A 26,716-nucleotide genomic window follows, 5' to 3' on the forward strand; every position below is an offset into this window, starting at 1 on the left:
CGGCGAGCCCGCTTTGGTTCGACTTTTGAGCAGTACTCAGGTCGATTGGGCGCGGCGTAGAACAGCGCGCAGTTGATTCGCCAATTCACCTGCTTCCCGGTAGCTAAAGTCGCCACTGCAAACAGCACGGGAGGTGCCCTTCAAGTCGGCGAAAACCAGATCCTGCTCAGGGGTTTCCAACCTCCAAATGACGCGTCCGAAGGTGTGTTTACGTCGATGAGAAAACACCAGGAAATCGTCGAACAAAGTGCCACAGGTTAGAAAAAACGGCCTGGCGCGCTCACTGAAATCCTCAGTTTCTTCCTCATCGAACGAAGAAAGATCCTTTTCCAGCAAGGCGAAAGTCTGCGAGACACTTGGGGAGTCGTAGCACTCAGGCAGGCCTGGCTTACGCAGCAAGTCCTCAAGGCAACCCAGCAGATAACCTTCGAAGTAGATCAGATCCTCCAACGACCCCAGCGGCTGATTACTGAACCAGAATCGAGCATGCCCCATCAGTTCGACACTGTCGGTCAGGACATACTCGATGGCGATCGATGCTTTGTTGCCGATGAGTTTCATCAGAGTGCACAGCCTTTGAGATTTCTGGCAAATTTTGGAACATTGCGCCTATCAATGGCTCGGGGACGTCCATTGATGTCAAGCCCATCAGTTGAACCATTCCAGTGGAATGGTTTTGTACCATCGGGTGCGCTGCTTTGAAAGCGATGCCATTCGGCCTTCTTCCCCTCGCCCACCTTGGTCCAGCGAGTTTTTGGATCATCAGGATCGGCAACACTGTTCTTGAACAGCGCTTCATGCTGTTCTGGCAGGATGCTCTTCGACGAATTGAAAGGTACCTTACGATCAGCCATGTAACCCGGATAGTGGTGGCCCGGGTTTTCATAGACTGCTTCAAGCCCCCAGGGATCTATCCAGCCAGTGGGGTTCGGGGCGTACTGATAAAGGTTAATCCCGCCAGCCAACCCAATCGGGTCTGGCTGCGTGAACCGCCCGATATCCGGGTCATAAAACCGGAACGTGTTGTAGTGCAGGCCCGTCTCACGGTCCAGATACTGGCCCTGAAACCTGAGGTTCTGTTCCTCGATGAAATGCGCCTCGCGCACTTCCTGCAGGGTATTGCCCCAGACCTGATACCGCGCCTGCCAGACTGCTTCGCCACTGTCATCCGTCAGCTGTTCGGGCAGGCCATTGAGATCGTTATGGTAGTAGCGCACCTGTTGGTGCAGCCCCGTGCCGTCAACCCGCGCCAATGGCTCGTGACTGCCTTCAACATACAGGTACAGGCTGGTCTGGCTGTATCGATGCTCCTGTAGCAAGCGCAGGCCATCCCAGGCGAAGCGGGTCTGGTCGAGCAGATTGCCCTGATCGTCGTATTCGCTTTTCTCGACACGCCGCCCTAGCGGGTCGTAGCGCATGTTCAGCACTCGCTTACGACCGCCGTGCTGGCTGCGCACCTGGATCAGGCGGTGCTCGGCGTCGTAGCTGAAGTGCTGGATGCCACGCCGGCTGCTGCGTTTCTCGATCAGGCGGCCGAAGCCGTCGTAGCGATAGCGTTTGTCCTGGTAGGTGAGCACGCGGTTATGGCGCACCAGGCCGATGCCGGCTTGCGGCCCATCGAGCAGGTTGGCGGCGGCGTCGTAGGCGAAGGCTTCACTTTGGCCCTGGCCGGCGTCCTGGCTGGCCATGATCCGCCCGCTGGCATCGTAATGCAGTAATTGCTGGTGCTGGCTACCGGGCTGCTGGTTGAAGCGGCTGATCAGGTTGTCTGCGGGATCGAAGTCGAAACGTTGCTGCACCGCAGCCGGCAGTTGCGGCGGCTGGTGGTTGGGGCGGCGCAGCCGTGAACGCAAACGACCGCTGCGGTCGTACTCGCTGCGGGTACTGATACGCCCCTGGGTGCGCAGCACTTCGCGGTGCAGGCGGTCGCGCTCGAAGTCGCTGATCACCTTGCCGTCGAGATTTAGCTGATGCAGGTGACCGCTGCCGTAATACAGCCGGTTGAGCCAGCGACCATCAGGCAGCTGGCTCTGGATCAGGTTGCCGAGTTCGTCGTAGTGATGCTTCAGCACACCATTGGCACTGTGTTCTTCGACAAGTTGGCCGAAAGCATCATAAGCGAAGGCCAGTTGTTCGCTGTTGCCCATGTTGTCGGTAAAGCTCACCGCCGTCAGTTGATCGAGAGGGTCATAAGCATACGAAGCAAGACCATCATCGGTATGCCTTGCGATCAACCGCCCCGCCGCATCCCGCTCCAGCTTGTGGGTGATTGGTTGCTGATGACTGCCATCCGGCGCCGGGATGAATTGCACCTGGCGGATGTCATCGAGGGCGTCATAGCAAAGGCGCTTGGCACTGCCATCCAGATTCTGCTGCAGCGTCAGGCGATCCCCCAGGTCCCAGGCAAACCGGTAGGTTTCACCATTTTCATTGGTCAGGGCCTGAAGACGACCGTAGGCATCGTAGGCAAGCTGTACGTTGCGGCCATGGGCATCGATTCGCTCGCATACCTGACCACGACGGTCATGGCGGTAATGAGTGGGATGCCCGGCCAGGTCGATGTAACGATCCAGCAGGCCGCGCGCATTGTGCAGGTAATGTTCACTGCGGCCGTCGGGCAGCACCCTTTTGAGCAGCCTTCCCTTATGGTCGTACGAATACTCCATGCGTTCGCCGAGGGCATCGGTGACAGCCTGCAGATGCCCGCGCCGGTCATAGCTGAAGCGGGTCGGATACCCTGAGCAATCGACCTGCTCAATCAGCAGGCCCAATTCGTTCCAGCGCAGGTGCTTGTGCTTGCCCGCCGCATCGATGATCTCCACCACCTGGCCGCGTTCGTCATGGCGGTAGCGGGTGGTGTGGCCCAGCGGGTCGGTTTCGCTGCTGCAGTTGCCGCGCTGGTCGTAGCGATAGCTCCAGCGCTTGCCGGCCTTGTCGGTCTGTACCCGGGGCAGCGACCAGTGTTCCAGCCACTGGGTCGCCTCGCTGCGGCCCAGTGGGTCGATGCTTTCGCAGAGGTTGCCGGATTCATCGTACAGATACTGCCATTGCCCGCCCTGCGGGTCGGTCGCGGCCAGTAGCTGGCGTTCGTCGTTCCACTCGAAATGCCAGGTGTGGCCGAGGGCGTCGGTGTACTGGGTGATCTGGTACTGCGGGTTCCAGTGGCGGCTGCTGACCCGCTGCAGGCCGTCGGTGACCCGGGTGATGCCGGCTTCGAGGTCGTAGTCGAAGCGGTATTCGTCGCCGTCGTCGGTCCAGTGTCGGGTCACGCGCCAGTCGTCTGCAGCACGAGTCCATTCGTAGAAGCAGCGCAGGCCGCTGGGCAACTGGTGCTCGACCATGCGCCGGCCCTGGTCATAGGCGAAGCGTCGTTGCACCTGGCCGCTGGCGTCGCGCACTTCCGCCAGGTCGCCGTTGCCGTCGTAGGCATAGCTGACCAGCAGTTCGCTCGACTCGTCGCGGTACAGGCGCTCGATATGGCTGACCCGTGCCGGCCACTGGGCGCTGTAAACCAGCTGCACCTGGACCTCATCGAAAGTGTCACGCAAGCGTAGTAATCGTCCGCTGGTGTCGTAGTCCAGGTAGATGCGGTTGTCGTTGCGGTCACCCAGTTGCGCCAGGCGCAGGCGTTGCGGGTTACCCGGGGTTGGCTGGAACAGGCGATAGAGGCCGTCGACGCTTTCGATCAGCAACTCGCCATTGTGCGCGCGACGCACGCTGAGGCCTTCGCCGGCGCTGAACACGGCATCACCACGAGGGATATGGCCCATGTCGACGACCCGTGCCTGTTCGTCGGTGAACAGCAGGCGCTCGCCGCCTTCAGGGTGCGCTTCGATGGCGACGAAGACTTCGTAGTCGACGCTCCAGCCAGCGCCAAACAGGCCGTCGCGGCGTTCATCCCGGCTGTTGTAGTAGCGCTGCCAGTCCAGCGGGATCAGTCCGGGCAGGCTGAAATCGAGTTCGGCTTCGCCGCTCAACAACTTGGCGCCTGTGGGGCTGTGGACCGGGTTGGGTGAGCCGGCGATGGCGTTGGTGATCGCGCCGGTCACCTGGCTGGTGACGGCGCTGCTGATGCCGCCAATCGCCATGCAGCCGAACTTGCTGTAGAACTTGCCGCCGCGCCCGCGCAGCATCATCAAGGCGGTAATCGCCAGGCCGATGCCCGGGGTCTTGCCGCTGCGAATCTCGCGGACCACGATCGAGCCGCCGCCGATGCGCACGTTATCGGAGACCAGCCCGGCGTCGACGATCACCGCCTCGCAGGTGCTGCGATCGCCGCTGCGACAGGCCGGATGGCCGTTGATGGTGACCTTGCTCGAGCCTTCGGCCAGGTACTGCGGCGGCATCGGCGGGTGCTTGCTGCAGAGGATCTTGTCGTCGTCGGCAGGCTCGGTGTTCGGCGCCGGGCTGGCGACCGTAGGCCGCCACATCTGCGAGAAAAAGCCCTTGGCCATGTCGAGGAAGCTTTCTTCCTCCTCCTCGGCCGGCGGCTGAGCCGCGTCGCTGCCAGCGGGCGCCGCGGCGGCAACGATGACACCTGCAGCGCGGGCGGCCGGTTTGCCATTGGTGTGGGTGTTCTTCGAGCCGGTGAGGATGTTGGCCTGCACCGAGGGCGGGAACAAAAAGTTGCCGATGCCCTCGCATAAACTGCTTAAACCCTTGTCGGCCCCGGTCTTGCTCATGGCCACGCCGACCACGATACCCACCACCGCGCCGAGCACGAAGCAGCCGAGGCCGCCGGTGACCACGGTCAGGCCCAGCGCCGCCGTCACCGCCGCGGTGGCCAGCACGCCGATGGCGACGTTGGCGGCCACCTCCAGCACGCCGCTGACGATGTCGGCCATCATCGAGGTGTGCATCAGCGCATCGCCCTGGCGGGCGGCCCACAGGGCGTCAGACATTACTGACCGGCAACGGCACGGCTGCAGGGCACTTGAACCTGGTCATGCTTGATTTCCATATCGAGCGTTTGAGGTGTCGGAATCTGCTGGATGATCGCCCGAGCGTCAACCCCGAGGGTGATGCAAAGCGTGTAGTTCCTGCAGCCGCGCACGGGCCACATGGGTGTAGATCTGGGTGGTCGACAGGTCGCTGTGGCCCAGCAGCATCTGCACCACCCGCAGGTCGGCGCCGTGGTTGAGCAGGTGGGTGGCAAAGGCGTGGCGCAGCGTGTGCGGCGACAGGCTCTTGTCGATACCGGCCACCAACGCCTGGTGCTTGATGCGGTGCCAGAAGGTCTGGCGGGTCATCTGCTCGCCGCGCTGGCTGGGGAACAGCACATCGCTGGGGCGCCCGCCGAGCAGCTCGTTACGGCCGTCACGCAGGTAACGCTCGATCCACACCACCGCCTCTTCGCCCATGGGCACCAGGCGTTCCTTGCTGCCCTTGCCCATCACCCGCAGCACGCCCTGGCGCAGGTTGACCTGGTCGAGGGTCAGGCTGACCAGTTCGGTGACGCGCAAACCACAGGCGTAGAGCACTTCGAGCATGGCGCGGTCGCGCTGGCCGATCGGCTCGCTCAGGTCCGGCGCCTGCAACAAGGCCTCGACGTCGGCTTCCGACAGGGATTTGGGCAACGGCCGACCCAGTTGCGGCATTTCCACCTGCAGGGTCGGGTCGACGCCAATCAGTTTTTCCCGCAGCAAGTAGCGATAAAACCCTCGCACACCGGAGAGAAAGCGTGCCGTCGAACGCGGCTTGTAGCCCTGTTCCAGGCGCCAGGCCAGGTGATCGAGGATCAGTTCGCGCCCGGCATTGGGCAACTCGACGCCCTGCTCCTTGAGCCAGCCGTTGAACAGCGCCAGGTCGCTGCGGTAGGCATCGCGGGTGTTGTCGGCCAGGCCCTTTTCCAGCCACAGGGCGTCAAGGAACTGATCGATAAGCGGATGTTCAATAGCGGGCATGACAACTCTGCGGCAGGCGACGAAAACGACGAATTGCCGCTAGTCTTCCATAACACTGCCGGCATAGGGAGCCTGAATGAACGAACAACAGATATTGCTGGCATTTGGTGGTATCGGTCTGGCCGCATTGTGCTGCCAGTGGCTGGCCTGGCGCCTGAAACTGCCAGCGATTCTTTTCCTGCTGCTCAGCGGCATTCTCGCCGGCCCCGTGCTCGGCTGGCTCGACCCGCAAGAATTGTTCGGCCCGCTGCTGATGCCGCTGGTATCACTGGCGGTGGCGCTGATCCTGTTCGAGGGCAGCTTGACCCTGCACCTGTCGCAGTGGAAAGACATCGGCAGCGTGGTACAGCGCATGGTCACCCTCGGTGCGCTGTCGACCTGGTTGCTGATTACCCTGGCCACCCATTGGCTGCTGGGTTTTGACTGGATGCTGGCTACCCTGTTCGGCACCCTGACCCTGGTCACCGGGCCGACGGTGATCGTACCGATGTTGCGGGTGGTGCGGCCCAAGGCGGCCATCGCCAACATCCTGCGCTGGGAAGGCATCGTCATCGATCCGATCGGCGCGCTGCTGGCGGTGGTGGTGTACAGCTTCATCATCGCCAGCGCCGCCGGCGAGGGCCTGAGCCATAGCCTGGTGACCTTTGCCGGGGTGATTGTCTGCGGCAGCGGTTTCGGCGTGGCCGGCGGCTGGTTGCTGGGCCAGGTAATCCGTCACCAGTGGTTACCGGAGTATCTGCACAATCTGGCTTCGCTGGCGGCGGTGCTGGGGATTTTCATTGCCTCCAACCAGGTAATGCACGAGTCGGGACTGCTGGCGGTCACCCTCATGGGCATGTGGCTGGCGAACATGAAGGGCGTGGATGTACGACAGATCCTGCACTTCAAGGAGAACCTCAGCGTGCTGCTGATCTCCGGGCTGTTCATCCTCCTGGCTGCGCGCCTGGACCTGGATGCCCTGATTGGCCTGGGCCCGGCGGTACTGGCCTTGCTGCTGGTCATCCAGTTCGTTGCCCGGCCGCTGAACGTCGCGTTGTCGACCTTTGGTTCGCAACTGAACTGGCGCGAACGCGCCCTGCTCGCCTGGATCGCCCCACGCGGCATCGTTGCCGCAGCAGTGTCGGCGATTTTTGCCATTCGCCTGGACGAAGCCGGACATGCAGGCGCCCTGTTGCTGGTGCCGCTGACCTTCGCCGTGATCATCGGCACCGTGGTGCTGCAGAGCGCCACCTCGCGGCCATTGGCGCGCCTGCTCAAGGTTGCCGAGCCCGCCCCCAGCGGCTTTCTGATCGTCGGCGCCAACCCGCTGGCCCGGGCCGTGGCCAAGGCCCTGCAGCAGCTGGATTGCCGGGTGCTGCTGGCCGATTCCAGCTGGGAAAACATCCGCGCCGCGCGCATGGAGGGCTTGCCGACTTACTTTGGCCACCCTGCCTCGCAGCATGCCGATGCGCACCTGGACCTGGTGGGCCTGGGCCATCTGCTCGGGCTGTCGCCGGCGGGCGAGCTCAATACCCTGGCCTGCACCCGTTTTCGCCATGACTTTGGCCCGCAGCGGCTGTTTGTCCTGGCCAGCGGCCTGGAGGCCAAGCGCAGCGACAAGCACCGGGCCAGCGATGAGCATCGCGGGCAGACGCTGGGGAGCCAGCCGCTGACCTACGGGCAGTTGGCCGGTTTGCTCAACAACGGAGCGGAGCTGTACAGCACGCACCTGACCGAAACCTTTGGATGGGCGGACTATCAGGCGCTGCATGGCGAGCGGGCGAACCCGCTGTTTGCCCGCGATGGCAGCGGCTGGGTGCATGTGTTCGGGCCGGACAGTGTGCTGAAGCCTGGGCCAGGGTGGACGCTGGTGGCGTTGATTCAGCCGCAGTAGGAGCGGGCTTGCCCCGCGATGAGGCCGGTGAAGCCTGCACATTATCGCGGGGCAAGCCCGCTCCTACAGGATGGTCAGAAACCGGGCAGTACCGGCACCGGGCGCTTGTCTTCATCAATGGCGACAAAGCTGAACAGGCCGTGGATAGCCTTCTCGCGGCTGTCACAGCTCATGCTCTCGACAAACACCTCGACCTCGACCTTGAGGCTGGTGTTACCTACCGTCGCCACCCGCCCAACCAGCTCGACGATGGAACCTGCGGCAATCGGGTGCTTGAAGTCGATGCGGTCGGTGGACACGGTCACCAGCGGCAAACGGCAGAAACGCGTCGCGGCGATGAACGACACTTCGTCCATCCAGGCCAGCGCGGTGCCGCCGAACAGGGTGTTGTGGTGGTTGGTGGTGGACGGGAATACCGCCTTGGTCACGCGGGTCACCGACAGTTCGGTGCGGCGTTCGATTTCCTGCTCTCTGGGGGTCATGGGCTTCATATCGGCAAACAAATTTCAGACAACAAAAAAGCAGCCCGAAGGCTGCTTTTTTCGCATGGTGGCCGCAGCCACCGGTCAAGCTGTCCTCAGGACAGTTTTTCCTTGATGCGAGCGGCTTTACCGGACAGGTCGCGCAGGTAGTACAGCTTGGCTTTACGCACGTCACCACGACGTTTCACGGCCAGGCTGTCGATTTGCGGGCTGTAGGTCTGGAAAGTACGCTCTACGCCAACACCGTTGGAGATCTTGCGAACAGTGAAAGCACTGTTCACACCACGGTTACGCTTGGCGATTACAACGCCTTCGAAAGCCTGCAGACGCGAACGATCGCCTTCCTTCACTTTCACCTGAACGACGATGGTGTCGCCCGGGGCAAAGGTCAGGATCTCTTTGGTCATCTGCTCTGCTTCGAGTGCAAGAATGATTTTGTTGGTCATGCTGTGCTCCTAAGGTAAATCAACTGGATTTACCATCGATACGTTAACTATCGTCCCGCTCACGGAGGTATTCCGCCAGCAGCTTCTTCTCTTCTCCAGAAAGTGAGCGACTTTCCAGAAGATCGACGCGTCGTTCATAGGTCCGCCCAAGGGACTGCTGTAAACGCCATCGCCGGATGTGTGCATGGTTGCCACTAAGCAACACGTCGGGAACACGCTGATCCGCATACACCTCAGGTCGGGTGTAGTGCGGGCAATCAAGCAGACCATCGGTGAAGGAGTCTTCCTCCGCCGAGTCCGCATGCCCTAAAGCTCCGGGCAGCAGTCGTGTAACCGCATCGATCAGGACCATCGCCGGCAGCTCGCCGCCAGACAGGACATAGTCTCCAATCGACCACTCTTCATCGACATGAGCTTCAATAAAGCGCTCGTCGATGCCTTCATATCGACCGGCTATCAGAATCAACGATTCGTGCTTCGCCAGGTCTTTGACCGCCGACTGAGTCAGCTTGCGGCCTTGTGGGCTCAGGTAAATCACCTTTGCCGCCTCTCCGGTTGCCTGCCTGGCATTCACCAGGGCGTCTTCCAGAGGCTTGATCTTCATCACCATGCCCGGACCACCGCCAAACGGCCGATCATCTACCGTATGGTGACGATCTGTGGTGTAGTCCCGCGGATTCCAGCAGGTCAGTTGCAACAACCCCTGTTTCACCGCGCGGCTGGTAATGCCGTACTCACTGATGGCCGAGAACATCTCGGGGAACAGCGTGATGACGTCTACGCGCAGGCTGGCCATTGCTTAGAAGTCCGCGTCCCATTCGACCCTCATTTCGCCTGCAACCAGGTCGATCTTCAACACGCATTGCCCGGTATAAGGCAACAGGCGTTCTCGATCATCCAGGCTGCCCGCGCAGGGCTTGACCACCATTACATCGTTCGCGCCGGTCTCCAACAGGTGATCAATCTTGCCGAACAGCTGTTCGTCCTGATTGATGACTTTCAGACCCACCAACTGGTACCAGTAGTACTCGTCGGCAGACAGGTTGGGCAAAAGGCTACGCGAGATACAAATCTCATAACCGCTCAGAAGACGGGCTTCATCACGATCGTCGAGGCCTTTGAGCTTGGCGACCAGGTCCTTTTGAGTGGAACGGCCACTGACCAGCTCGACCTGTTTTACCTTCCCTTCGTGCCGAAGCGTCCAGTTAGGGTAATCCAACAGGTTTTCAATCGGATCGGTAAAGGAAAAGACCTTTACCTCGCCGCGAACGCCGTGAACCGAAAAAATCTTGCCGACGACGATCAGGTCATCAGCTTTTTCTGGCGTCGCGCTCATACTATTCAGGCAGCAGCCTTAGCAGCATCTTTCAGCAGTTTTGCAACGCGCTCGGATGGCTGTGCGCCAACGCTCAGCCAGTGAGCAACGCGGTCTTGTTTAACGGACAGGCGAACTTCCTGGCCACGAGCGATAGGGTTGAAGAAACCAACCTGCTCGATGTGCGAACCGGTAACCGGGTTACGCGAGTCGGTCACGGTCAGGGTGTAGAATGGGCGCTTTTTAGAGCCACCACGGGCAAGACGGATGGTTAGCATTGAACATCGTTCCTGTAGTCGGTGCTGCAAATCATAATGCACAGCGGGCACACGGGTGCCCGAAAGGCCGCATATTCTCAAGGAATACACGGACTTTTGCAAATGCCTTTTTACGCCAGGTAAAAAGGCCAGCCTGCAGATCTGCGGTTCGTGCTGCCTCTATATAAAGGCAGCGGTGTTCCCGCCGGGGCGGGGTTCCGATCGTCGGCCCGTTTCCAGGCCGCCGATCCGAATGGGGTTACAGCTTGGGCATGCCGCCGCCGGGCATCATGCCACCCAGGCCGCGCATCATTTTGGCCATGCCGCCTTTGGCAGAAAACTTCTTCATCATCTTCTGCATCTGCTTGTGTTGCTTGATCAGACGGCCGATGTCCTGCACCTGGGTGCCGGAACCGAGGGCGATACGGCGTTTGCGCGAACCGCTGATCAGCTCAGGGTCGCGGCGCTCGGCCGGGGTCATCGAGTTGATGATCGCTTCCATCTGCTTGAACTGCTTCTCGGCGGCGCCCTGGGCGCTGCCCATCTGGGCCAGGTTGACGCCGCCGATGCTCGGCAGCTTGTCCATCAGGCCGCCCAGGCCACCCATGTTCTTCATTTGTTGCAGCTGGTCGCGGAAGTCTTCGAGGTCGAAGCCCTTGCCCTTCTTCAGCTTCTTGGCCAGTTTGTCGGCCTTTTCCTTGTCGAGGGTCTGTTCGGCCTGCTCGATCAGGCTGAGCACGTCGCCCATGCCAAGGATGCGCGAAGCGATACGGTCGGGGTGGAACGGCTCGAGCGCGTCGCTCTTCTCGCCCATACCGATGAATTTGATCGGCTTGCCGGTAATGGCGCGCACCGACAGCGCGGCACCGCCACGGGCGTCACCGTCGACCTTGGTGAGGATCACACCGGTCAGCGGCAGCGCGTCGCCGAAGGCCTTGGCGGTGTTGGCGGCGTCCTGGCCGGTCATGGCGTCGACCACGAACAACGTCTCGATCGGCTTGACCGCGGCGTGCAGGTCCTTGATCTCGGCCATCATTTCGGTGTCGATGTGCAGACGACCGGCGGTGTCGACGATGACCACGTCGATGAACTTGAGCTTGGCTTCGCGGATTGCCGCTTCAGCAATGGCCACCGGCTTCTGGCTGATATCGGACGGGAAGAAGGTCACGCCGATGTCGCCCGCCAGGGTTTCCAGCTGCTTGATCGCCGCCGGACGGTAGACGTCGGCCGACACCACCATCACGGTCTTCTTCTTGCGCTCTTTAAGAAAGCGCGCCAGCTTGCCGGCGGTGGTGGTCTTGCCCGCACCCTGCAGACCGGCCATCAGCACCACCGCAGGCGGCGCGGCGTTGAGCGCCAGGTCTTCGTTGGCGGCGCCCATCAGGCCTTCGAGCTCGGCCTGGACGATCTTCACGAACGCCTGGCCCGGGGTCAGGCTGCGCGACACCTCGGTGCCGACCGCACGCTCCTTGACCTTGTTGACGAAATCCTTGACCACCGGCAGGGCGACGTCAGCCTCGAGCAACGCCATGCGCACTTCACGCAGGGTGTCTTTGATGTTGTCTTCGGTCAGCTTGGCCTTGCCGGTGACATGGCGCAGCGTCTGTGACAGACGGTCGGTCAGGTTTTCAAACATGGTGATCCTTTCGGGCTCTGTAGAACCGAGGTTTATCAGCTGCCTCTGGCGTATTCGGCCGGCCTTGGGCAGGGGCAGGTCGGCGATTATAACGAAGACTTGGCCCAGCGCACACCATGCCGTCGGCTGGCAGTCTTCCTAGGCGGGCGCGATCTATGCCAAACTCATTCTCTTTCGGGCTTGCCTAACAGGACTTATGCTCCCCTTGTCACCCAGCTTGCTACCCAATCTCATCGCCGCCTGCCTGTATGCCGCCGCGACCTTCTATCAAGGCTCACGCCTGGCCCAGGGCACCAAGGCCGACAAACGCCTGCTCGGCCTGCTTGGCGCACTGGCGGTCATCGCCCAGGGCACCGCGCTGTTCTGGCAACTGCTCACGCCCCTGGGCCTGAGCCTGGACTTCTTCAGCGCCGCCAGCCTGATCGCCACTGCAGTGATCGCCCTGACCCTGCTGGCCTGCCTGCGCATTCCGGTGGAGAACCTGCTGCTGTTGCTGTTCCCGCTGGGCATGACCACGGCTCTGATCGCCCAGTTCGCGCCGTCGGGCACAGTGCCGCTGATCAACGAAGAGCCGGGCATCCTCGCGCATATCCTGCTGTCGATCCTGGCCTACGGCATGTTCACCATCGCCGTGGTCCAGTCCTTGCTGCTGCTGTTGCAGGATCACCAGCTCAAGCACAAACACCCGTCCGGGCTGATCAAGAACTTCCCGCCGCTGCAGACCATGGAAAGCCTGCTGTTCGGCTTCCTCTGGGCCGGCTGGGGCCTGCTGTCGCTGTCGCTGCTCTCCGGCTGGCTGTTCCTCGACAACCTGTTCGCCCAGCACCTGGTGCACAAGACCCTGCTGGCTTGCCTGGCCTGGATCGTCTTCAGCGTACTGCTGTGGGGCCGCACCCGCCTCGGCTGGCGCGGGCACAAGGCGATCCGCTGGACCCTGGCCGGTTTCTGCCTGCTGATGCTGGCCTATTTTGGCAGCAAGCTGGTACGCGAATTCATCCTGCATATCTGACGAGCACAGGTAAATGGACGCTCTGCCGTTAGGACCGCTACTCGGCGTATTGGCACTGGCACTGCTCTGGTCGGCGTTATTCACTGCGGTGGACGCCGCCCAGCATCAGCTCAATGGTGCGCGGCGCAACGCCCAGACCGGCGCACACCCCGACCTTGCCGTTACCCCCCAGGCCCTGGTGCTGTGCTCGACCCTGGGCAAGCTGCTGGTGCTGGCCCTGGCCTGCCTGATCGGCCAGCGTTACAGCGGCGAACACGGCTTCTGGCTGGCGGGCCTGGGTGCCGCAGCGCTGCTGCTGATCGTCGCCGAGTACCTGCCGCGGCAACTGGCCCGACGTAACCCGCAGGCCTTCATTGGCCTGGGCAACAGCCTGCTCAAGGTGCCGCTCAAGCTGCTGCAACCCCTGGCCTGGCTGCTCGATGGCTGCGCGCGCCTGCTACTGCGCCCGTTTCGCGTGCAAAGCCATGCCGTGGCCGTGCACGACAACGACGATGCCGACAGCTACGCCGCCGATGAACCCGACACCGACCAGCGCCTGAACCTGCCCGAAAGCCTGCTGGCGCTGGACAAAATCACCGTCAACGACATCCTGGTGCCGCGCAACGATGTCGACGGCATCAACCTCGATGAGTCGATCGAGGCGATCATCGAGCAGTTGATCATCAGCCGCCACACCCGCCTGCCGGTCTACCACAGCGACATCAACCAGGTTGAAGCGATCCTCAACACCAAGCTGATCAGCCACCTGCTGCCCAAGGCCGAGCTGACCCGCGAAACACTGCAAGCAGCCTGCTACGAACCCTACTTCGTGCCGGAAAGCACGCCGCTGCAGCTGCAATTGCTCAACTTCCACAAGCAACAGCGGCGCCTGGGCGTGGTGGTCGACGAGTACGGTGAAGTGCTCGGCATCGTCACCCTGGAAGACATCCTCGAAGAAATCGTCGGCGAATTCGAAGACGAGCACAGCCTCGACAACCCGCACATTCACCCGCAAGCCGACGGGCGCTTCGTCATCGAAGGCAACGTGTCGATCCGCGAGCTGAACCGTACCCTGGGCTGGCACCTGCCCAGCGATGGGCCAAAAACCCTCAACGGCCTGGTCACCGAAGCCCTGGAAAGCATTCCGGCAAGCGCGGTATGCCTGAAAATCGGCCGTTATCGCCTGGAAATCCTCGAAACCGAGGACAATTGTGCCAGCCGCATACTGGTCTGGACGCTCAAGCGCTAGCTATACTCAGCAACGCTTACCCAGCCCCAGCCGTCTCGCCCGCTACCCGCACCGGCGTCACACGGCCAGTCAGCCTGACTGAATATTGCGCGCAATAGCGGTACTGGTTCACACCCCGAGCCTTGCCCGCGCCCGCCCCCATCCCCAAAGGGCGTATGTTCAGTTGCGCGACCATAACAATTCGCTTCGGCGCACGCCCTTGCCTGCCTGTTCACCAGGCCTGCGGCCATGCCCATGGAGCTCTCGACTGTCAGGGATAATCGCATGACGACCAGCAGCACCTACTCCGATACCGCCCAGGCCAGCCCCGGCAACTCGCCAGCGCGGGTCGCCACGGCCAGCTTCATCGGCACCGCCATCGAGTTCTACGACTTCTACGTGTACGCCACGGCGGCAGCGCTGGTGATCGGCCCGGTGTTCTTCCCGCAGACGTCGGGCACCGCACAGATGCTCTCGGCCTTCCTGACCTTCGGTATTGCCTTCCTGGCCCGGCCCCTGGGCTCGGCGCTGTTCGGCCACTTTGGCGACCGGGTCGGGCGTAAATCGACCCTGGTGGCCTCGCTACTGCTGATGGGGGTCTGTACCACCCTGATCGGCGTACTGCCCGGCTACGACAGTATCGGTGCCTGGGCGCCGATCCTGCTCTGCGTGCTGCGCTTCGGCCAGGGCCTGGGCTTGGGCGGCGAATGGGGCGGTGCGGCGCTGCTGGCCACCGAGAATGCGCCCAAGGGCAAGCGCGCCTGGTTCGGCATGTTCCCGCAGTTAGGCCCTTCGATTGGTTTTCTGGCGGCTAACGGCCTGTTCCTGACCCTGGCCATGCTGCTGACCGATGAGCAGTTCCGCAGTTGGGGCTGGCGCATTCCGTTCCTGCTCAGCGCCGCTCTGGTCATGGTTGGCCTGTACGTGCGCCTGAAGCTGGAAGAAACGCCGGTGTTCGCCAAGGCCGTGGCTCGTCACGAGCGGGTGAAAATGCCGGTGGTCGAGCTGTTTGCCCAGTACTGGGCCCCTACCCTGCTGGGTGCTGGGGCCATGGTGGTGTGCTATGCGCTGTTCTACATCTCGACGGTGTTTTCGCTCAGCTATGGCGTTTCGACCCTGGGCTACAGCCGTGAGACCTTCCTCGGCCTGCTGTGCTTCGCGGTCCTGTTCATGGCCCTGGCCACGCCACTGTCGGCCTGGCTCAGCGATCGTTACGGGCGCAAGCCGGTGCTGATTGTCGGTGGCCTGCTGGCGATCGCTTCGGGCTTTACCATGGAGCCGCTGCTGACCTCGGGTTCGACCACGGGGGTGGCGTTGTTCCTGGCCATCGAGCTGTTCTTGATGGGCGTGACTTTCGCGCCGATGGGGGCATTGCTGCCTGAGCTGTTCCCCACCCACGTGCGTTACACCGGGGCGTCGGCAGCCTATAACCTGGGCGGGATTGTCGGGGCCTCGGCGGCGCCGTTCTTTGCCCAGAAGCTGGTGGCGATGGGCGGTTTGAGCTGGGTCGGCGGGTATGTGTCGGCGGCGGCTGTGCTGAGCCTGATTGCGGTGTTGTGCCTGAAAGAGACGCGGCACTCGGAGCTTTGACAAGCGGGGCTGCTGTGCAGCCCATCGCCGGCAAGGCCAGCTCCCACAGGGATGGCGCAATTGTGGGAGCCGGCCTTGCCGGCGATGGATGAGGTTTAGAACTCTACCTTGACCGCCTGCGAAGCACGGGTTGCCTTGGCGCGGGCAGCTTCGATCGACTCGTCACGGGCCAGGCACACGCCCATGCGCCGCTGGCCATTGACCTCAGGTTTGCCGAACAGGCGAATCGCGGTGTCCGGCTCGCTCAACGCCGCGCCCAGGTTATCGAATGCAGTCTGCTGCGACTGACCTTCAACCAGGATCACCGCCGACGCCGACGGGCCGAACTGGCGAATCAGCGGGATCGGCAAGCCCAGAATCGCCCGCGCATGCAGGGCAAATTGCGACAGGTCCTGGGAAATCAGGGTCACCAGGCCGGTGTCGTGCGGGCGCGGCGAAACTTCGCTGAACCACACCTGGTCGCCTTTGACGAACAACTCGACACCGAACAACCCACGACCGCCCAGCGCCTCGGTAACCGCCTTGGCCACCCGTTCGGACTCGGCCAGGGCCACCGGGCTCATCGCCTGCGGCTGCCAGGATTCCTGGTAATCGCCCTTTTCCTGACGGTGGCCGACCGGTGCGCAGAAGGTAGTACCGCCGACATGACGAACGGTCAGCAGGGTAATTTCGTAGTCGAAATCGATAAAGCCTTCGATGATCACCCGGCCCTTGCCGGCACGCCCGCCTTCCTGGGCGTAGTCCCAGGCCTTGTGCAGGTCGTCAGCGCTGCGCAGCAGGCTCTGGCCCTTGCCCGACGAGCTCATGACCGGCTTGACCACGCACGGGAAACCCAGGTCTTCGACAGCCTTGGAATACGCCTCGAAGGTATCGGCGAAATGATAGGGCGAGGTCGGCAGGTCCAGCTCTTCCGCTGCCAGGCGACGGATGCCTTCGCGGTTCATGGTCAACTGCGCGGCGCGGGCGGTCGGCACCACGGTGAAGCCTTCGTTTTCCAGCTCGACCAGGGTCGCGGTGGCGATGGCTTCGATTTCCGGGACGATGTAATGCGGCTTCTCGGCCTCGATCACTGCCCGCAGGGCGGCGCCGTCGAGCATGTTGATCACGTGGCTGCGATGGGCCACCTGCATGGCCGGGGCATTGGCGTAACGGTCCACGGCAATCACTTCAACGCCCAGGCGTTGCAGCTCGATCACCACTTCCTTGCCCAGCTCGCCGCAGCCACAGAGCAGTACGCGGGTCGCGGTCGGCGACAATGGGGTTCCGATACGGGTCATTTCAGGTCCTCAGAGGGAAGAACATCCTGGGCCGCCCCGTACTCGGTGCAACCCGGTGAAAAGGAGCGCCATTTTACATGAACCGCGGCCGCTGGCCTCAGCCGGTGACCACCCGTTTGCGCACGCGCCAGGCCATGGCCAGCCAGACCACGGTGACACCGGCGAATTTCGACGCCATGGCGGTGCCGACCACGGCCGGGGTCAGGGCCCCGATCATGCCGAAGAAGATAAAGGTGTCGATCGGAATGCTCAGTGCCGAACTCAGCCACAGGCGATCATGCAAGGGCCGTTTGGTAAGGGTGAACACCAGCCAGTCGATGCATTCGGACACGGCAAAGGCGGTGGCACTGGCCAGGGCAATGGCCGGCTCCGAGGTGATATAGGACAGCACCAGGGCCGCCAGCATGGCGATCAGCGCACCATGGCCGAAGCGGGTCTGGACCATGTCGCGCAGGATGAACACCAGGCCGCCCCAGGCAGACCAGATGACATCCAGGTGCGGGGCACTGGAGAAGGCGTAGTTGATCAGCACTACGCTGCTGATATAGGCAATCAGAAAGAACATGGGATCGACCGCTGGGCAAGCGCTACAGGGTACTGCAGCGACTGCCGGCGGCCAAGGGGCGGATCATGCGCCGACGCTGAAGATCAGCCCGGCAGCGACTGCACGCTCATGGCACAGCTTGAGCACCTGGCGGCGCTCAATGTTGTCCATCCGCCCCCAGCGGGTGATTTCAGCGGCGGTGCGCTGGCAGCCGGTGCAGATATCATCGTCGTCCAGCGCGCAGATCTGCACGCAGGGCGAGGCCACCGGGCGTTCAGGCGTACTCATCAATCCTCCTGCGGGGCCAGGTCGCGGGCATAACGCTCGGCGTTGTGCACATAGTGGGCGGCGCTGGCTTCGAGCAGTTTTTTCTGCGCGTCGGTCAGCTCACGCACGACTTTGCCCGGCGAGCCCATGACCAGCGAGCCGTCGGGAATCTCCTTGCCTTCGGGGATCAGCGCATTGGCGCCGATAATGCAGTACTTGCCGATCCGCGCGCCGTTGAGGATCACCGCGTTGATGCCGATCAGGCTGTAGTCGTCGACCGAGCAACCGTGGAGCATGGCGTTGTGACCGACGGTCACGCCCTTGCCCAGGGTCAGCGGCGAGCCCATGTCGGTGTGCATCACCGTGCCGTCCTGGACGTTGCTGTTCTCGCCGATGTCGATCAGTTCGTTATCGCCGCGCAGCACCGCGCCGAACCAGACGTTGGCACCGGCCTGCAGGCGCACCTTGCCGATCAGCGTGGCGGTGGGCGCAACCCAGCTGCGCGGATGGGTTTCGACCCGCAGGTCGCCCAGACGGTATTTCATGCGTGGTTCCTCACGGTGCGGCATGGCTGGCGGGTGGTCCCGCTCAAATTGGGGTAAAGCGTTCAGGCGGCTGATGCAGGCTGATGTTGGCATCGTAAAGCAAGTTGACCAGCTCGACGATCATGATCGCCGACAGGCCCCAGATCTTGTACTCGCCATACCGATAGCTGGGCACGTACCAGCTGCGGCCCTGATAATCGATACGGTGGGTATGGTCGCGCGGGTCCTGGCGGAAGAATTCCAGCGGCACGGTGAACACCGCGGCAATCTCGGCGTCGTTGGCCTGGTACTCGACAAAATCGGGGATCAGCCCGACGAAAGGCGTCACTTTCAGCCCATGCAGGGAAATCAGCGGGCTCAGTGGGCCGATGATTTCCACCAGGCCCGGCGGCAGGCCGATTTCTTCTTCGGCTTCACGTAGTGCGGTAAAGATCAGGTCGGGGTCTTCCGGGTCGCGGCGCCCACCGGGAAAAGCCACCTCGCCGCCGTGGGTCGACAGCCCTTTGGCGCGCAGGGTCAACACCAGTTCCGGCTCTTCGCTGCGGGTGATGGGCAATAACACGGCGGCCTCGGGAAAACGTCGGTCCGTCTCCAGGGTACTCGGCGTATGACTGCTCACGCGGCGCAGTAGCTCGTCCAGCATTGCTCTCTCTCGATTCCAAAGCCTGTCTTGCATGATGCACCAAAGCCGCGGGCCGCCCAAGTCCCGGCGACGATCCGGCTTGCGGCCCCGGTGACAGTGGCGCCAAGATAGGCGCACCTAACAGGAATAAAAGCATGAAATTCTGTAGCGCGTGTGGCAATCAGGTAATTCAGCGTGTTCCCGAAGGCGATACCCGCCTGCGCTATGTCTGTGATCACTGCCAGACCATTCATTATCAGAACCCCAACATCGTCGCCGGGGTACTGCCGACCTGGGGCAGCCAGGTACTCTTGTGCCGTCGCGCCATCGAACCGCGCCGCGGCTACTGGACCTTGCCCGCCGGGTTCATGGAGAACGGCGAGACGGTGGAACAAGCCGCGCGCCGGGAAACCATCGAGGAAGCCTGCGCCCGTGTCGGGGCGGCGAGCCTGTACCAGCTGTTCGACCTGCCGCACATCAACCAGGTGCATGTGTTTTTCCGCGCCGAGCTCGCCGACCTGGACTTCGCCGTCGGCGTCGAGAGCCTGGAAGTGCGGCTTTTCGACGAAAGTGAAATCCCCTGGGACGAGCTGGCTTTCCGCACCGTCAGTCGTACCCTAGAATGCTATTATCGTGACCGCATCGAGCAGCGCTTCCCGATTGGCAACGAATGCCTTTCACCCATGCTCGTCCCGTCACCCAATACCTAGCTTTCTCAGGGATATCGTTTCATGCGCTGGTTGCTTGCCCTTTTCTGCCTCAGTGTGGCTTCGATGTCCCAGGCGGGTTTCACCGAAACCATCATCACCCGGCCGGTCGACAAGACCGCGCCTTCGCCACTGCAACCGCAACAGCCACGGCCTGCGATGATCGACAAGATCCTGGTGATCAAGTCGGAGCGGCGCCTGCAACTGATCAGTGGTGGCACGCCGCTGAAAACCTACCGCATCTCCCTGGGCAAGCAGCCCAAGGGCGCCAAGGTGCAGGAAGGCGACAAGCGCACCCCCGAAGGTTTCTACTGGATCGACTGGCGCAAGCAGAGCGACCGCTACAACCTGGCCATGCACGTGTCCTACCCAAACATCAGCGACGCCGCGCGCGCCCGTCGCGAAGGTGTCCCGCCGGGCGGGATGATCATGATCCACGGCACGCCCCTGAGCGAGGAGTACCCGGAAGAGGTGTTCCACACCCTGGACTGGACCGAAGGCTGCATCGCCATGACCAACCGCGACATGCGCGAGGTGTGGAACATGGTGCCGGACGGCACCATGATCGAAATCCGTCCCTGATCACTCTCCAGGCTACTTCCGACAAATAAGTCGGAAGTTTCCCGCACAACTCAGGCTTCAGCCCTACCCATCTACCGGCCCGGTAGCACATCTATTCGAATAGTAGCGCCCATAAAATCCACGCACCTGGATATTCCCTGGACGCTACTGCATGCCCTGTTCACTCAGCATTGTTGCTGCACGCCTTGGTATCCGGCATCCGGCCGCCCTGGGTATCTTCGTCGTTTTACTGCTCATGGTGGGCCCCGCCAGCGCTCATGAACACCTAGGTGTACAGCCGCTGCGCGATCAACGCCTTTACCTTGAGCAACTCGAACAACGTCAACGCTTGCGCAAGCTGCAACGTACCGATGAGTTACCCGAGCCCGCTACCGATGTGCCAACACCCGCCGAGGCCACGCCCTGCTGGCCGCTGAACGGTGTACGCCTGGCAGGCAACCGGGAGTTGACGTCCGCAGAGCTGGCCGCCAACGTGCAACCGCTGGTGACGCCGTGCATGGACGTGGCGCAAATCAACCTGATCCTCAAATCCATCACCCAGCAATACGTGCAAGCGGGGTATCCGACCAGCCGCCCTTACCTCGTCAACCCGCCGCAAGCCGGCACGACCCTCGACATCGAGATCGTCGAGGGCTTTGTCGAATCGATCGAGTTGGCCACCCCCGATCTGCCGCTGTCACTGAGCAGCGCATTCCCGACCTTGCTCGGCGAGCCCCTGCGTTTGACCGAACTGGAACAGGGCATGGACCAGCTGAACCGGCTGCGGGCATTCGAGCTGGGCGCCGACCTGATGCCCGGAGAACTTGAAGGCGGCACCCGCATCGTGATCACGCCACGGCAGGTCTACCCCCGCTGGCGCCTGGGGAGTACCTATGACAATCGCGGCAGCGAGCTGACCGGACGTGACCGTGTCGGTGCCAGCCTGACCCTGGACAGCCCGCTGCAGCTCAATGACTACACGCAGCTCTCGGTAACCTCGACGCTCGGTTCAGGCCCCCGCTACAGCCGCGGCTACGGCCTCTACTACAGCATCCCCTATGGCCCCTGGACCTACGCGCTTAACCTCAACCAATTGCACTACCAGGCGCAGCTGCCGGGCCGGCGAGTGCGCAGCAGCGGCCAGAGCGATTTTTATGGCCTGAGCCTTGAGCGCAACCTGTGGCGCAACCAGTACGGCCTGCTCAGCGCCAGCCTGCGCCTGGATCAGAAACGCCAGGACAATCGTCTGGCCGGGCAACGCCTGCAACTGCAAAGCCCGACCCTCACCAGCCTGGAAGCGGGCCTGAACCTGTTGTGGCTCGACGCCAACTTGTGGAGTGCCAATCTGGGCATTGTCCAGGGACTGGACCGGTTCGGCGCCGATAGCGCGCCCCTGGCCAGCAATGCGCCGCAGCCGCAGTTTCGCAAGTACCGCGCCAACCTCCTGCATCTGCGCCAAGGTCGTGACCCGGCTTGGCCCTGGCGCTGGCAGAGCGAACTGAACCTGCAGTACAGCCCCGATGCACTGCCTGCGGTCGAGCAGTTTCTGCTCAGCGACAACAGCGCCGTGCGCGGCTTTCGCCAACAGGTGGCGGCAGGCGCCACGGGCGCCGTGTGGCGAAACACCCTGAGCCAGCCATTGGCCCTGGACTTGCCCGCCGGGCTGGTGATTCGCCCGCAACTGGGCATGGACCTGGGCTGGAGCAAATTCGACCACGGCCGCACTGCGCAACAACTGGCCGGTGCCCATGCCGGCCTTGAGCTGAGCCTGCCCGACAGCCTGCTCAAGCTTGACTACCAACGCGCCCTGCACGCCAGCAACACTCGCCGCCAGGACCTGGAGACCGGTTACTGGCTGCTGGAGTGGGTAATGAACATCTGATGTCCACAACAAGAAAGAGAAGACCGTGATGCCCAAGACGCCCTCCCCCGCAGTACAACGGCGCAGGCTCAATCGCCTGCGCTGGATGATCGCCCTGAGCCTGATGACCCCAGGCGTCAGCCTGGCCGATAACGGCCTGCAGGCGGCAACCGGCATTGCCGGTACGCCACTGATCACCGATCAGCACGGCGTGCCGGTGATCGACATCGTCGCCCCTAATGCCAGCGGCCTGTCGCACAACCAGTTCCTCGACTACAACGTCAACAAGCCCGGGTTGGTGTTGAACAACGCCCTGCAGGCCGGGCAATCGCAACTGGCCGGCGCCCTGGCCGCCAACCCGCAGTTCCAGGGCCAGGCCGCCTCGACCATCCTCAGTGAAGTGATCAGCCGCAACGCCTCGCGCATCGAAGGCCCCCAGGAAATCTTCGGCCGACCGGCCGATTACATCCTGGCCAACCCCAATGGCATCACCCTCAACGGTGGCGGCTTCATCAACACCACCCGCGCAGGCTTTCTGGTCGGCACGGCCGAACTTGAAGACCAGCGCATCAAATACCTCGATACCCGCGCCGCCAATGGCACGCTGGAGATACTCGACGCTGGCCAGAGCAACCGCGCCGGAGCCCTCGAGCTGATCGCCCCGCGCATCGAAAGCCGCGGCACGCTCGAAGCCCGGGACGAGTTGAGCCTGGTGGTCGGACGCAACCGCATCGACGTGGCCGACGGTCAGGTCATCGAGCACCTGGCGGCGCCGGCCGGCAGTATCGATGCTCGCCTGTTCGGTGCCATGCAGGCCGGGCGCATCCGCATCCTCAGCACCGCCCTCGGCGCCGGCGTACGCATGGGCAGCAGCCAGTTGCAAGCGCGCGACGGGATCGACATGGACTCTGCCGGTACCCTGGAGATCAGCGCCAGCGCCGAGCAGCCCGGCCGCTTGTACAGCGAAAACGGCGCGGTGAACCTCAAGGCCGCCGACGACCTGAGCCTCGACGCAGTGCGCGTGCAGGCGCCACAGGTAAACATCAAGGCCGGGAAAAATCTCACCCTCGATGCCCGGACCCGGGAAACCATCAGCCGCGAACGGCAGAGCCGCGAAGAAAAATGGTGGTTCGTCACCACCGAAACCTACGACCGCGAAAGCACCCGCACCCAGCGACAACAGGTCGGCAGCCAGATCCTGGCCAGCCAGGACATCAACCTGCAGGCGGGCGACGACCTGCGCATGGTGGCCGCTACCGTCGAGGCCGGCGGCGACCTGTCGGTCAACGTCGGCAAGGATCTGACCATCAGCGCTGGAACCGATAGCCTGCAGGTCGATGAGCAGATCCGTCACCGCAAGCACCTGTGGCGCGGCGACAAGGACAGCAGCAGCTACCAGGAAAGCGCCCGCGCCAGCGCGCTTTCCGGTCTGCAGGTTTCCCTGACGTCCAAAGGCAGCACGCAGATTCTGGGCAGCACGCTGAACAGCGCGGGTGACATGAGCCTCAAGGCCGGCAATCTGGAAGTGGCCGCCGTTACCCTGAAAAGCGATGAGAACACCCGCAACTACAGTGGTGACCTGGTTTCCGGCACCTTCTTCGGCAAGAACGGGCAAACCGAGGCCAAGGGTCAACAGGGCAGTGGCAGCACCCTTCAGGCCCAAGGTGCTTTGACTGTGGCAGCTGACCAGGTGCAGATCAAAGGCTCCAGGGTTCAGGCCAAAGGTGATGCGTTGTTGCTCAGTGAAAAAGCCCGGCTGTCGGTAGAAGCAACCCAAAACCAGTCCAGCGTTGATCAACGCGAGACTGACAGTAAGCTGTTCGGCCTGATTACCGAGACAAGCCAACGCCAGGAACAGCGTCAGCAGGTGCTGAGCAGCGACGTTGCCTCTGAAAGCAACCTGCGCCTGGCCAGCGCCGATGACCTGCAGGTGATAGGTTCAAGGCTCGAAGCCGGCAAGCAGCTGCACCTGCAGGCGCAGAACAACATCAGTGTCAGCACTGCCGAACAGCTTCAAAGCGTCAGCGAACAGAACCAGCAACAAGGCTTTACCGCCAGCGCCAGCCAGACCCAGGATGCCGCCGACGGCAAACCCGACTCGCGCCAGTACACCGCCTCGGTGGGATACGGCACTGTCCGCACCGACACCACGAAAACCGATCTTGAACAGGTTGCCAGTACGCTCAAGGGCGCCGGCGTACAACTCAACAGCGGCAATGACATCAACCTCAATGGCTCCTACATCGAGGCCGTCGAGGGCGACCTGCAGCTCGATGGCCGCGCGGTCACCTTGACGGTAGCCCATGAGCAACAGTCACAGCAGACCACCAGCACCGAAAGTGGCGGCGGCCTGCGTGTCAGTGGTGGCATCGATGCCGTCGGCAGCGCCTTCGAGGGTTATCACAAGCGCCAGGTACTGGATGAACGCGCAAGCCAGGCGCAACGCAGCAGCCTGGTGGCCGCCGGTGACGTGCAATTGAAAGCCGTCAAGCTGGTCAACGAGGCCGCCAGACTCACGGCAGGCCGGTCATTGGAGCTGCAAGCCAGCACCGTGGACAATCGTGCCGTCGACGATACCCAGGAATCCGAACTGACCCAGACCAACTGGCAAGCCAGCCTCGGCGCCAGCCTGGTGTACAAGGACCTGACCCGCCCGGTGGAAAACCTGGTCACCGGTACCGAGGCCAGTCGTTTCCAGCAGGCATCGATCGAAGACGCTCTCGCCCCGCCAACGCTGGGCGCCGACCTGGAGTTCAAGCATCTCAATCGCAAAGAACTCAAGCGCAGCAGCACGGCGCAGGTCACTGAGCTTACCGCCCAGCACATCACCCTCAAGGCCGACACCCTCAACGATACGGGCACCCAGTACCGGGCAACACAGGGACCATTGGCGATTCAGGCGCAAAGCCATCGTTTTGCTGCGGCCCAGGACAGCACTGGCAAGCGTGTCGAGCGCCTGGATGTGGACGCCGCCGTGCGCGTCGAAACCAGCACCGGCAGCGATATCAACCTGCGTCTTTCCGGCAAGGGCGGCTCGCTGCTGACCGACAACAGCTCGCAAACCGCACGCCCTGGCAGCCTCTACGGCCAGACCGGTATCCAGATTCAGGTGGGCAGCGACGGTCTGTACGAGGGCACCCGTTTCAATGCCGGGGACGGTTCGCTTGAGATTTCGGCCAAGGGCAACCTGAGCCTGGTCCAGGCCAACGATCAACAACGCCAGCAGGAGAACAAACTCGAGGGCAATGCCTGGTTCAAAGCAGGCAATGCCCCCGCAGGCAGTGCCCTGGAACTGCGCGGCTACCTTGACCAGAGCAAGCTGGACAGTATCGATACCCAGGCCCGCGTGGTAGAAATTGATGCCAAGGGCAAAGTACAGCTGCAGGCGGGTGGCGCCCTCGAGCTGGTGGGTGGGCGTATTGGCAGTAGCGCGGCAAAGGTCTCGGATATCGAGTTGCAGAGCGCAGGTGCGCTGAAGGTCAGCACTGGCGTCGATACCCACGAGGCCCAAGGCAGCAACCTTGGTGGTGGCCTGGAATTGCTGGGCAAGAGCACCAGCAATGGCAAGGGCGGTGGCCTGGGTGGTCACTTCAGCACTGGGCGGGTCGATGAAAGCAGTTCCACGGCTAGCGGGGCCAACTGGTTTGCCAAGGAGCAACTGCTGCTGAGCAGCGCCGCCGGCCAGGACGATGCGCTGAAGCTGCAAGGCGTCAAGGCATCGGCAAACCAGATCGCCGTCACTGCCCGCGAAGGCGGCGTGCTGATCGAGGCCGCCGCCAGCAGCGATCGGCGCAACAACCTCGATCTCACCGCCGGTGCCGGTATCAACGCAGCACCGGGGGCATCCTCGCAACAGGCCAAACGCGGGCTGTATGCCCGCGGGCAGGTGAACATTGATCGTCGTGACAACCTCACCTTCGACAACAGCCAATGGCGCGCCGGGCAAATCAGCCTGACCAGCCTGACTGACACTCGCCTTGAGGGCGTTGGCCTGGATGCCGGGCGCATCGACGGACAGGTTGGCGGTGATCTGCGCATCACCAGCCGCCAGGATCAGGTCGACAGCCTGAAAGTGGCGGTGGATGCACGCTTGAGCCAGGAGAGGAACCCACAGGGCTACATCAACGCCGCCAATGCCGTGGCTGGCCCCTTGGCTGGAAAGGTCGAGAAGCAGGTCGGCAGTGCGCTGCAGAAAGTCGACCCGAAGACTTCGCCAACCTTCACCCTCAAGGTCGAGCACACCCAGCGCAACACCGTCGCCAGTCAAAGCGCGCTCAACGCCCGTGAAGGCATCGCCCTGGAGGTGGGCGGGAGTGTACTGCTCTCCGGCGCCAGCCTGCAGGCGAACAGGGGCAAGGTGCAGCTGGGCGGCGCGCCCGTCACCCAGCAAGCCCTGCAGGGCCGTGACTATTACCGCGAGGTGGGGGTCAATGCCTCGAATGCACCGGTAGACCTGGTCAGCGGCCTGATCAATGTCTACGGTTCCGGGGGCAACGCCAACGGCGGTGAACAGCCGGTTGACCTTGGCCTGCTACGCACCAGCGGGCATGACCGCAGCAGTATCCTGGCCTCGAGTATCAAGGAGGGTGGCAAGCCGCGCTGAGGCCGCCTGCC

22 protein-coding genes are annotated in these 26,716 nt (G+C 62.7%); 8 read left to right on the top strand and 14 right to left on the bottom strand.

Annotated elements, in window-relative coordinates:
- Positions 1 to 36: 36 nt before the first annotated feature.
- From CCOS864_RS22570 to xerD, 3 genes are all read right to left on the bottom strand, one after another.
- Positions 37 to 561: a hypothetical protein gene (locus tag CCOS864_RS22570; protein ID WP_115088451.1), complete on the bottom strand. Its 525-nt coding sequence runs from the start codon at positions 559 to 561 to the stop codon at positions 37 to 39.
- Positions 561 to 4,901, bottom strand: coding sequence for an RHS repeat-associated core domain-containing protein (locus CCOS864_RS22575; RefSeq protein ID WP_115088452.1), 4,341 nt, complete (start codon positions 4,899 to 4,901; stop codon positions 561 to 563). The genes CCOS864_RS22570 and CCOS864_RS22575 overlap by 1 nt, the downstream gene beginning before the upstream one ends.
- A gap of 105 nt (positions 4,902 to 5,006) precedes the next feature.
- Positions 5,007 to 5,903, bottom strand: a complete 897-nt coding sequence (xerD, locus tag CCOS864_RS22580) for a site-specific tyrosine recombinase XerD (protein WP_115088453.1) — start codon at positions 5,901 to 5,903, stop codon at positions 5,007 to 5,009.
- Between the two features lie 76 nt (positions 5,904 to 5,979).
- On the opposite strand from xerD, the gene CCOS864_RS22585 reads away from it, so the two are divergent.
- Positions 5,980 to 7,776: a cation:proton antiporter gene (locus CCOS864_RS22585; protein WP_115088454.1), complete on the top strand. Its 1,797-nt coding sequence runs from the start codon at positions 5,980 to 5,982 to the stop codon at positions 7,774 to 7,776.
- 74 nt (positions 7,777 to 7,850) lie between these two features.
- Here CCOS864_RS22585 and CCOS864_RS22590 read toward each other — a convergent pair whose 3' ends face one another.
- The 6 genes from CCOS864_RS22590 to ffh form a co-directional block, all read right to left on the bottom strand.
- The gene (locus tag CCOS864_RS22590; protein ID WP_115088455.1) at positions 7,851 to 8,258 is read right to left on the bottom strand and encodes an acyl-CoA thioesterase; all 408 of its coding nucleotides are present in this window, start codon (positions 8,256 to 8,258) and stop codon (positions 7,851 to 7,853) included.
- 95 nt (positions 8,259 to 8,353) lie between these two features.
- A complete protein-coding gene (rplS, locus tag CCOS864_RS22595) occupies positions 8,354 to 8,704 on the bottom strand; it encodes a 50S ribosomal protein L19 (RefSeq protein ID WP_115088456.1) in 351 nt (116 codons plus the stop codon).
- 43 nt (positions 8,705 to 8,747) lie between these two features.
- A complete protein-coding gene (gene trmD, locus CCOS864_RS22600) occupies positions 8,748 to 9,500 on the bottom strand; it encodes a tRNA (guanosine(37)-N1)-methyltransferase TrmD (RefSeq protein WP_038996822.1) in 753 nt (250 codons plus the stop codon).
- Between the two features lie 3 nt (positions 9,501 to 9,503).
- Positions 9,504 to 10,040 (bottom strand): ribosome maturation factor RimM, encoded by a 537-nt coding sequence (gene rimM / locus CCOS864_RS22605; RefSeq protein ID WP_115088457.1) that lies wholly within the window; start codon positions 10,038 to 10,040, stop codon positions 9,504 to 9,506.
- 5 nt (positions 10,041 to 10,045) lie between these two features.
- Positions 10,046 to 10,297, bottom strand: coding sequence for a 30S ribosomal protein S16 (gene rpsP / locus CCOS864_RS22610; protein WP_028942918.1), 252 nt, complete (start codon positions 10,295 to 10,297; stop codon positions 10,046 to 10,048).
- 238 nt (positions 10,298 to 10,535) lie between these two features.
- Complete coding sequence (ffh, locus tag CCOS864_RS22615; RefSeq protein WP_115088458.1) at positions 10,536 to 11,912, bottom strand: signal recognition particle protein; 1,377 nt, start codon at positions 11,910 to 11,912, stop codon at positions 10,536 to 10,538.
- Positions 11,913 to 12,108: 196 nt separating this feature from the next.
- Between ffh and CCOS864_RS22620 the strand changes: the two genes are divergently transcribed.
- The 3 genes from CCOS864_RS22620 to CCOS864_RS22630 all read left to right on the top strand — a co-directional run bounded on the left by CCOS864_RS22620 (position 12,109) and on the right by CCOS864_RS22630 (position 15,718).
- Positions 12,109 to 12,921 (top strand): cytochrome C assembly family protein, encoded by an 813-nt coding sequence (locus CCOS864_RS22620; protein WP_115088459.1) that lies wholly within the window; start codon positions 12,109 to 12,111, stop codon positions 12,919 to 12,921.
- Between the two features lie 13 nt (positions 12,922 to 12,934).
- Positions 12,935 to 14,149, top strand: coding sequence for a transporter associated domain-containing protein (locus CCOS864_RS22625; protein WP_115088460.1), 1,215 nt, complete (start codon positions 12,935 to 12,937; stop codon positions 14,147 to 14,149).
- Positions 14,150 to 14,413: 264 nt separating this feature from the next.
- Entirely contained in the window at positions 14,414 to 15,718 is a 1,305-nt protein-coding gene (locus CCOS864_RS22630; protein ID WP_115088461.1) for an MFS transporter, read from the top strand.
- A 95-nt stretch (positions 15,719 to 15,813) separates the two neighbouring features.
- On the opposite strand, the gene purT is transcribed toward CCOS864_RS22630, so the two are convergent.
- The 5 genes from purT to CCOS864_RS22655 form a co-directional block, all read right to left on the bottom strand.
- Positions 15,814 to 16,995 carry a formate-dependent phosphoribosylglycinamide formyltransferase gene (purT, locus tag CCOS864_RS22635; RefSeq protein WP_115088462.1) on the bottom strand — a complete coding sequence of 394 codons (1,182 nt, stop codon included), beginning with the start codon at positions 16,993 to 16,995 and terminating at the stop codon, positions 15,814 to 15,816.
- A gap of 97 nt (positions 16,996 to 17,092) precedes the next feature.
- The gene (locus CCOS864_RS22640; protein WP_115088463.1) at positions 17,093 to 17,560 is read right to left on the bottom strand and encodes a VUT family protein; all 468 of its coding nucleotides are present in this window, start codon (positions 17,558 to 17,560) and stop codon (positions 17,093 to 17,095) included.
- 63 nt (positions 17,561 to 17,623) lie between these two features.
- On the bottom strand, positions 17,624 to 17,827 hold the full coding sequence (locus tag CCOS864_RS22645) for a DUF1289 domain-containing protein (protein ID WP_115088464.1): 204 nt from the start codon (positions 17,825 to 17,827) through the stop codon (positions 17,624 to 17,626).
- Complete coding sequence (locus CCOS864_RS22650) at positions 17,827 to 18,351, bottom strand: gamma carbonic anhydrase family protein (RefSeq protein ID WP_115088465.1); 525 nt, start codon at positions 18,349 to 18,351, stop codon at positions 17,827 to 17,829. The genes CCOS864_RS22645 and CCOS864_RS22650 overlap by 1 nt, the downstream gene beginning before the upstream one ends.
- A gap of 43 nt (positions 18,352 to 18,394) precedes the next feature.
- Complete coding sequence (locus CCOS864_RS22655) at positions 18,395 to 18,994, bottom strand: CoA pyrophosphatase (RefSeq protein ID WP_010220257.1); 600 nt, start codon at positions 18,992 to 18,994, stop codon at positions 18,395 to 18,397.
- Positions 18,995 to 19,128: 134 nt separating this feature from the next.
- On the opposite strand from CCOS864_RS22655, the gene CCOS864_RS22660 reads away from it, so the two are divergent.
- The 4 genes from CCOS864_RS22660 (at position 19,129) to CCOS864_RS22675 (ending at position 26,705) form a co-directional block, all read left to right on the top strand.
- Complete coding sequence (locus CCOS864_RS22660; protein ID WP_115088466.1) at positions 19,129 to 19,683, top strand: NUDIX hydrolase; 555 nt, start codon at positions 19,129 to 19,131, stop codon at positions 19,681 to 19,683.
- Positions 19,684 to 19,704: 21 nt separating this feature from the next.
- Complete coding sequence (locus CCOS864_RS22665; RefSeq protein ID WP_115088467.1) at positions 19,705 to 20,262, top strand: L,D-transpeptidase family protein; 558 nt, start codon at positions 19,705 to 19,707, stop codon at positions 20,260 to 20,262.
- Between the two features lie 151 nt (positions 20,263 to 20,413).
- Entirely contained in the window at positions 20,414 to 22,123 is a 1,710-nt protein-coding gene (locus CCOS864_RS22670) for a ShlB/FhaC/HecB family hemolysin secretion/activation protein (protein WP_115088468.1), read from the top strand.
- A 28-nt stretch (positions 22,124 to 22,151) separates the two neighbouring features.
- Positions 22,152 to 26,705 carry a hemagglutinin repeat-containing protein gene (locus CCOS864_RS22675; RefSeq protein ID WP_115088469.1) on the top strand — a complete coding sequence of 1,518 codons (4,554 nt, stop codon included), beginning with the start codon at positions 22,152 to 22,154 and terminating at the stop codon, positions 26,703 to 26,705.
- Positions 26,706 to 26,716: the final 11 nt, after the last annotated feature.

It is taken from the genome of Pseudomonas wadenswilerensis (genome assembly GCF_900497695.1).
GTDB lineage: Bacteria > Pseudomonadota > Gammaproteobacteria > Pseudomonadales > Pseudomonadaceae > Aquipseudomonas > Aquipseudomonas wadenswilerensis.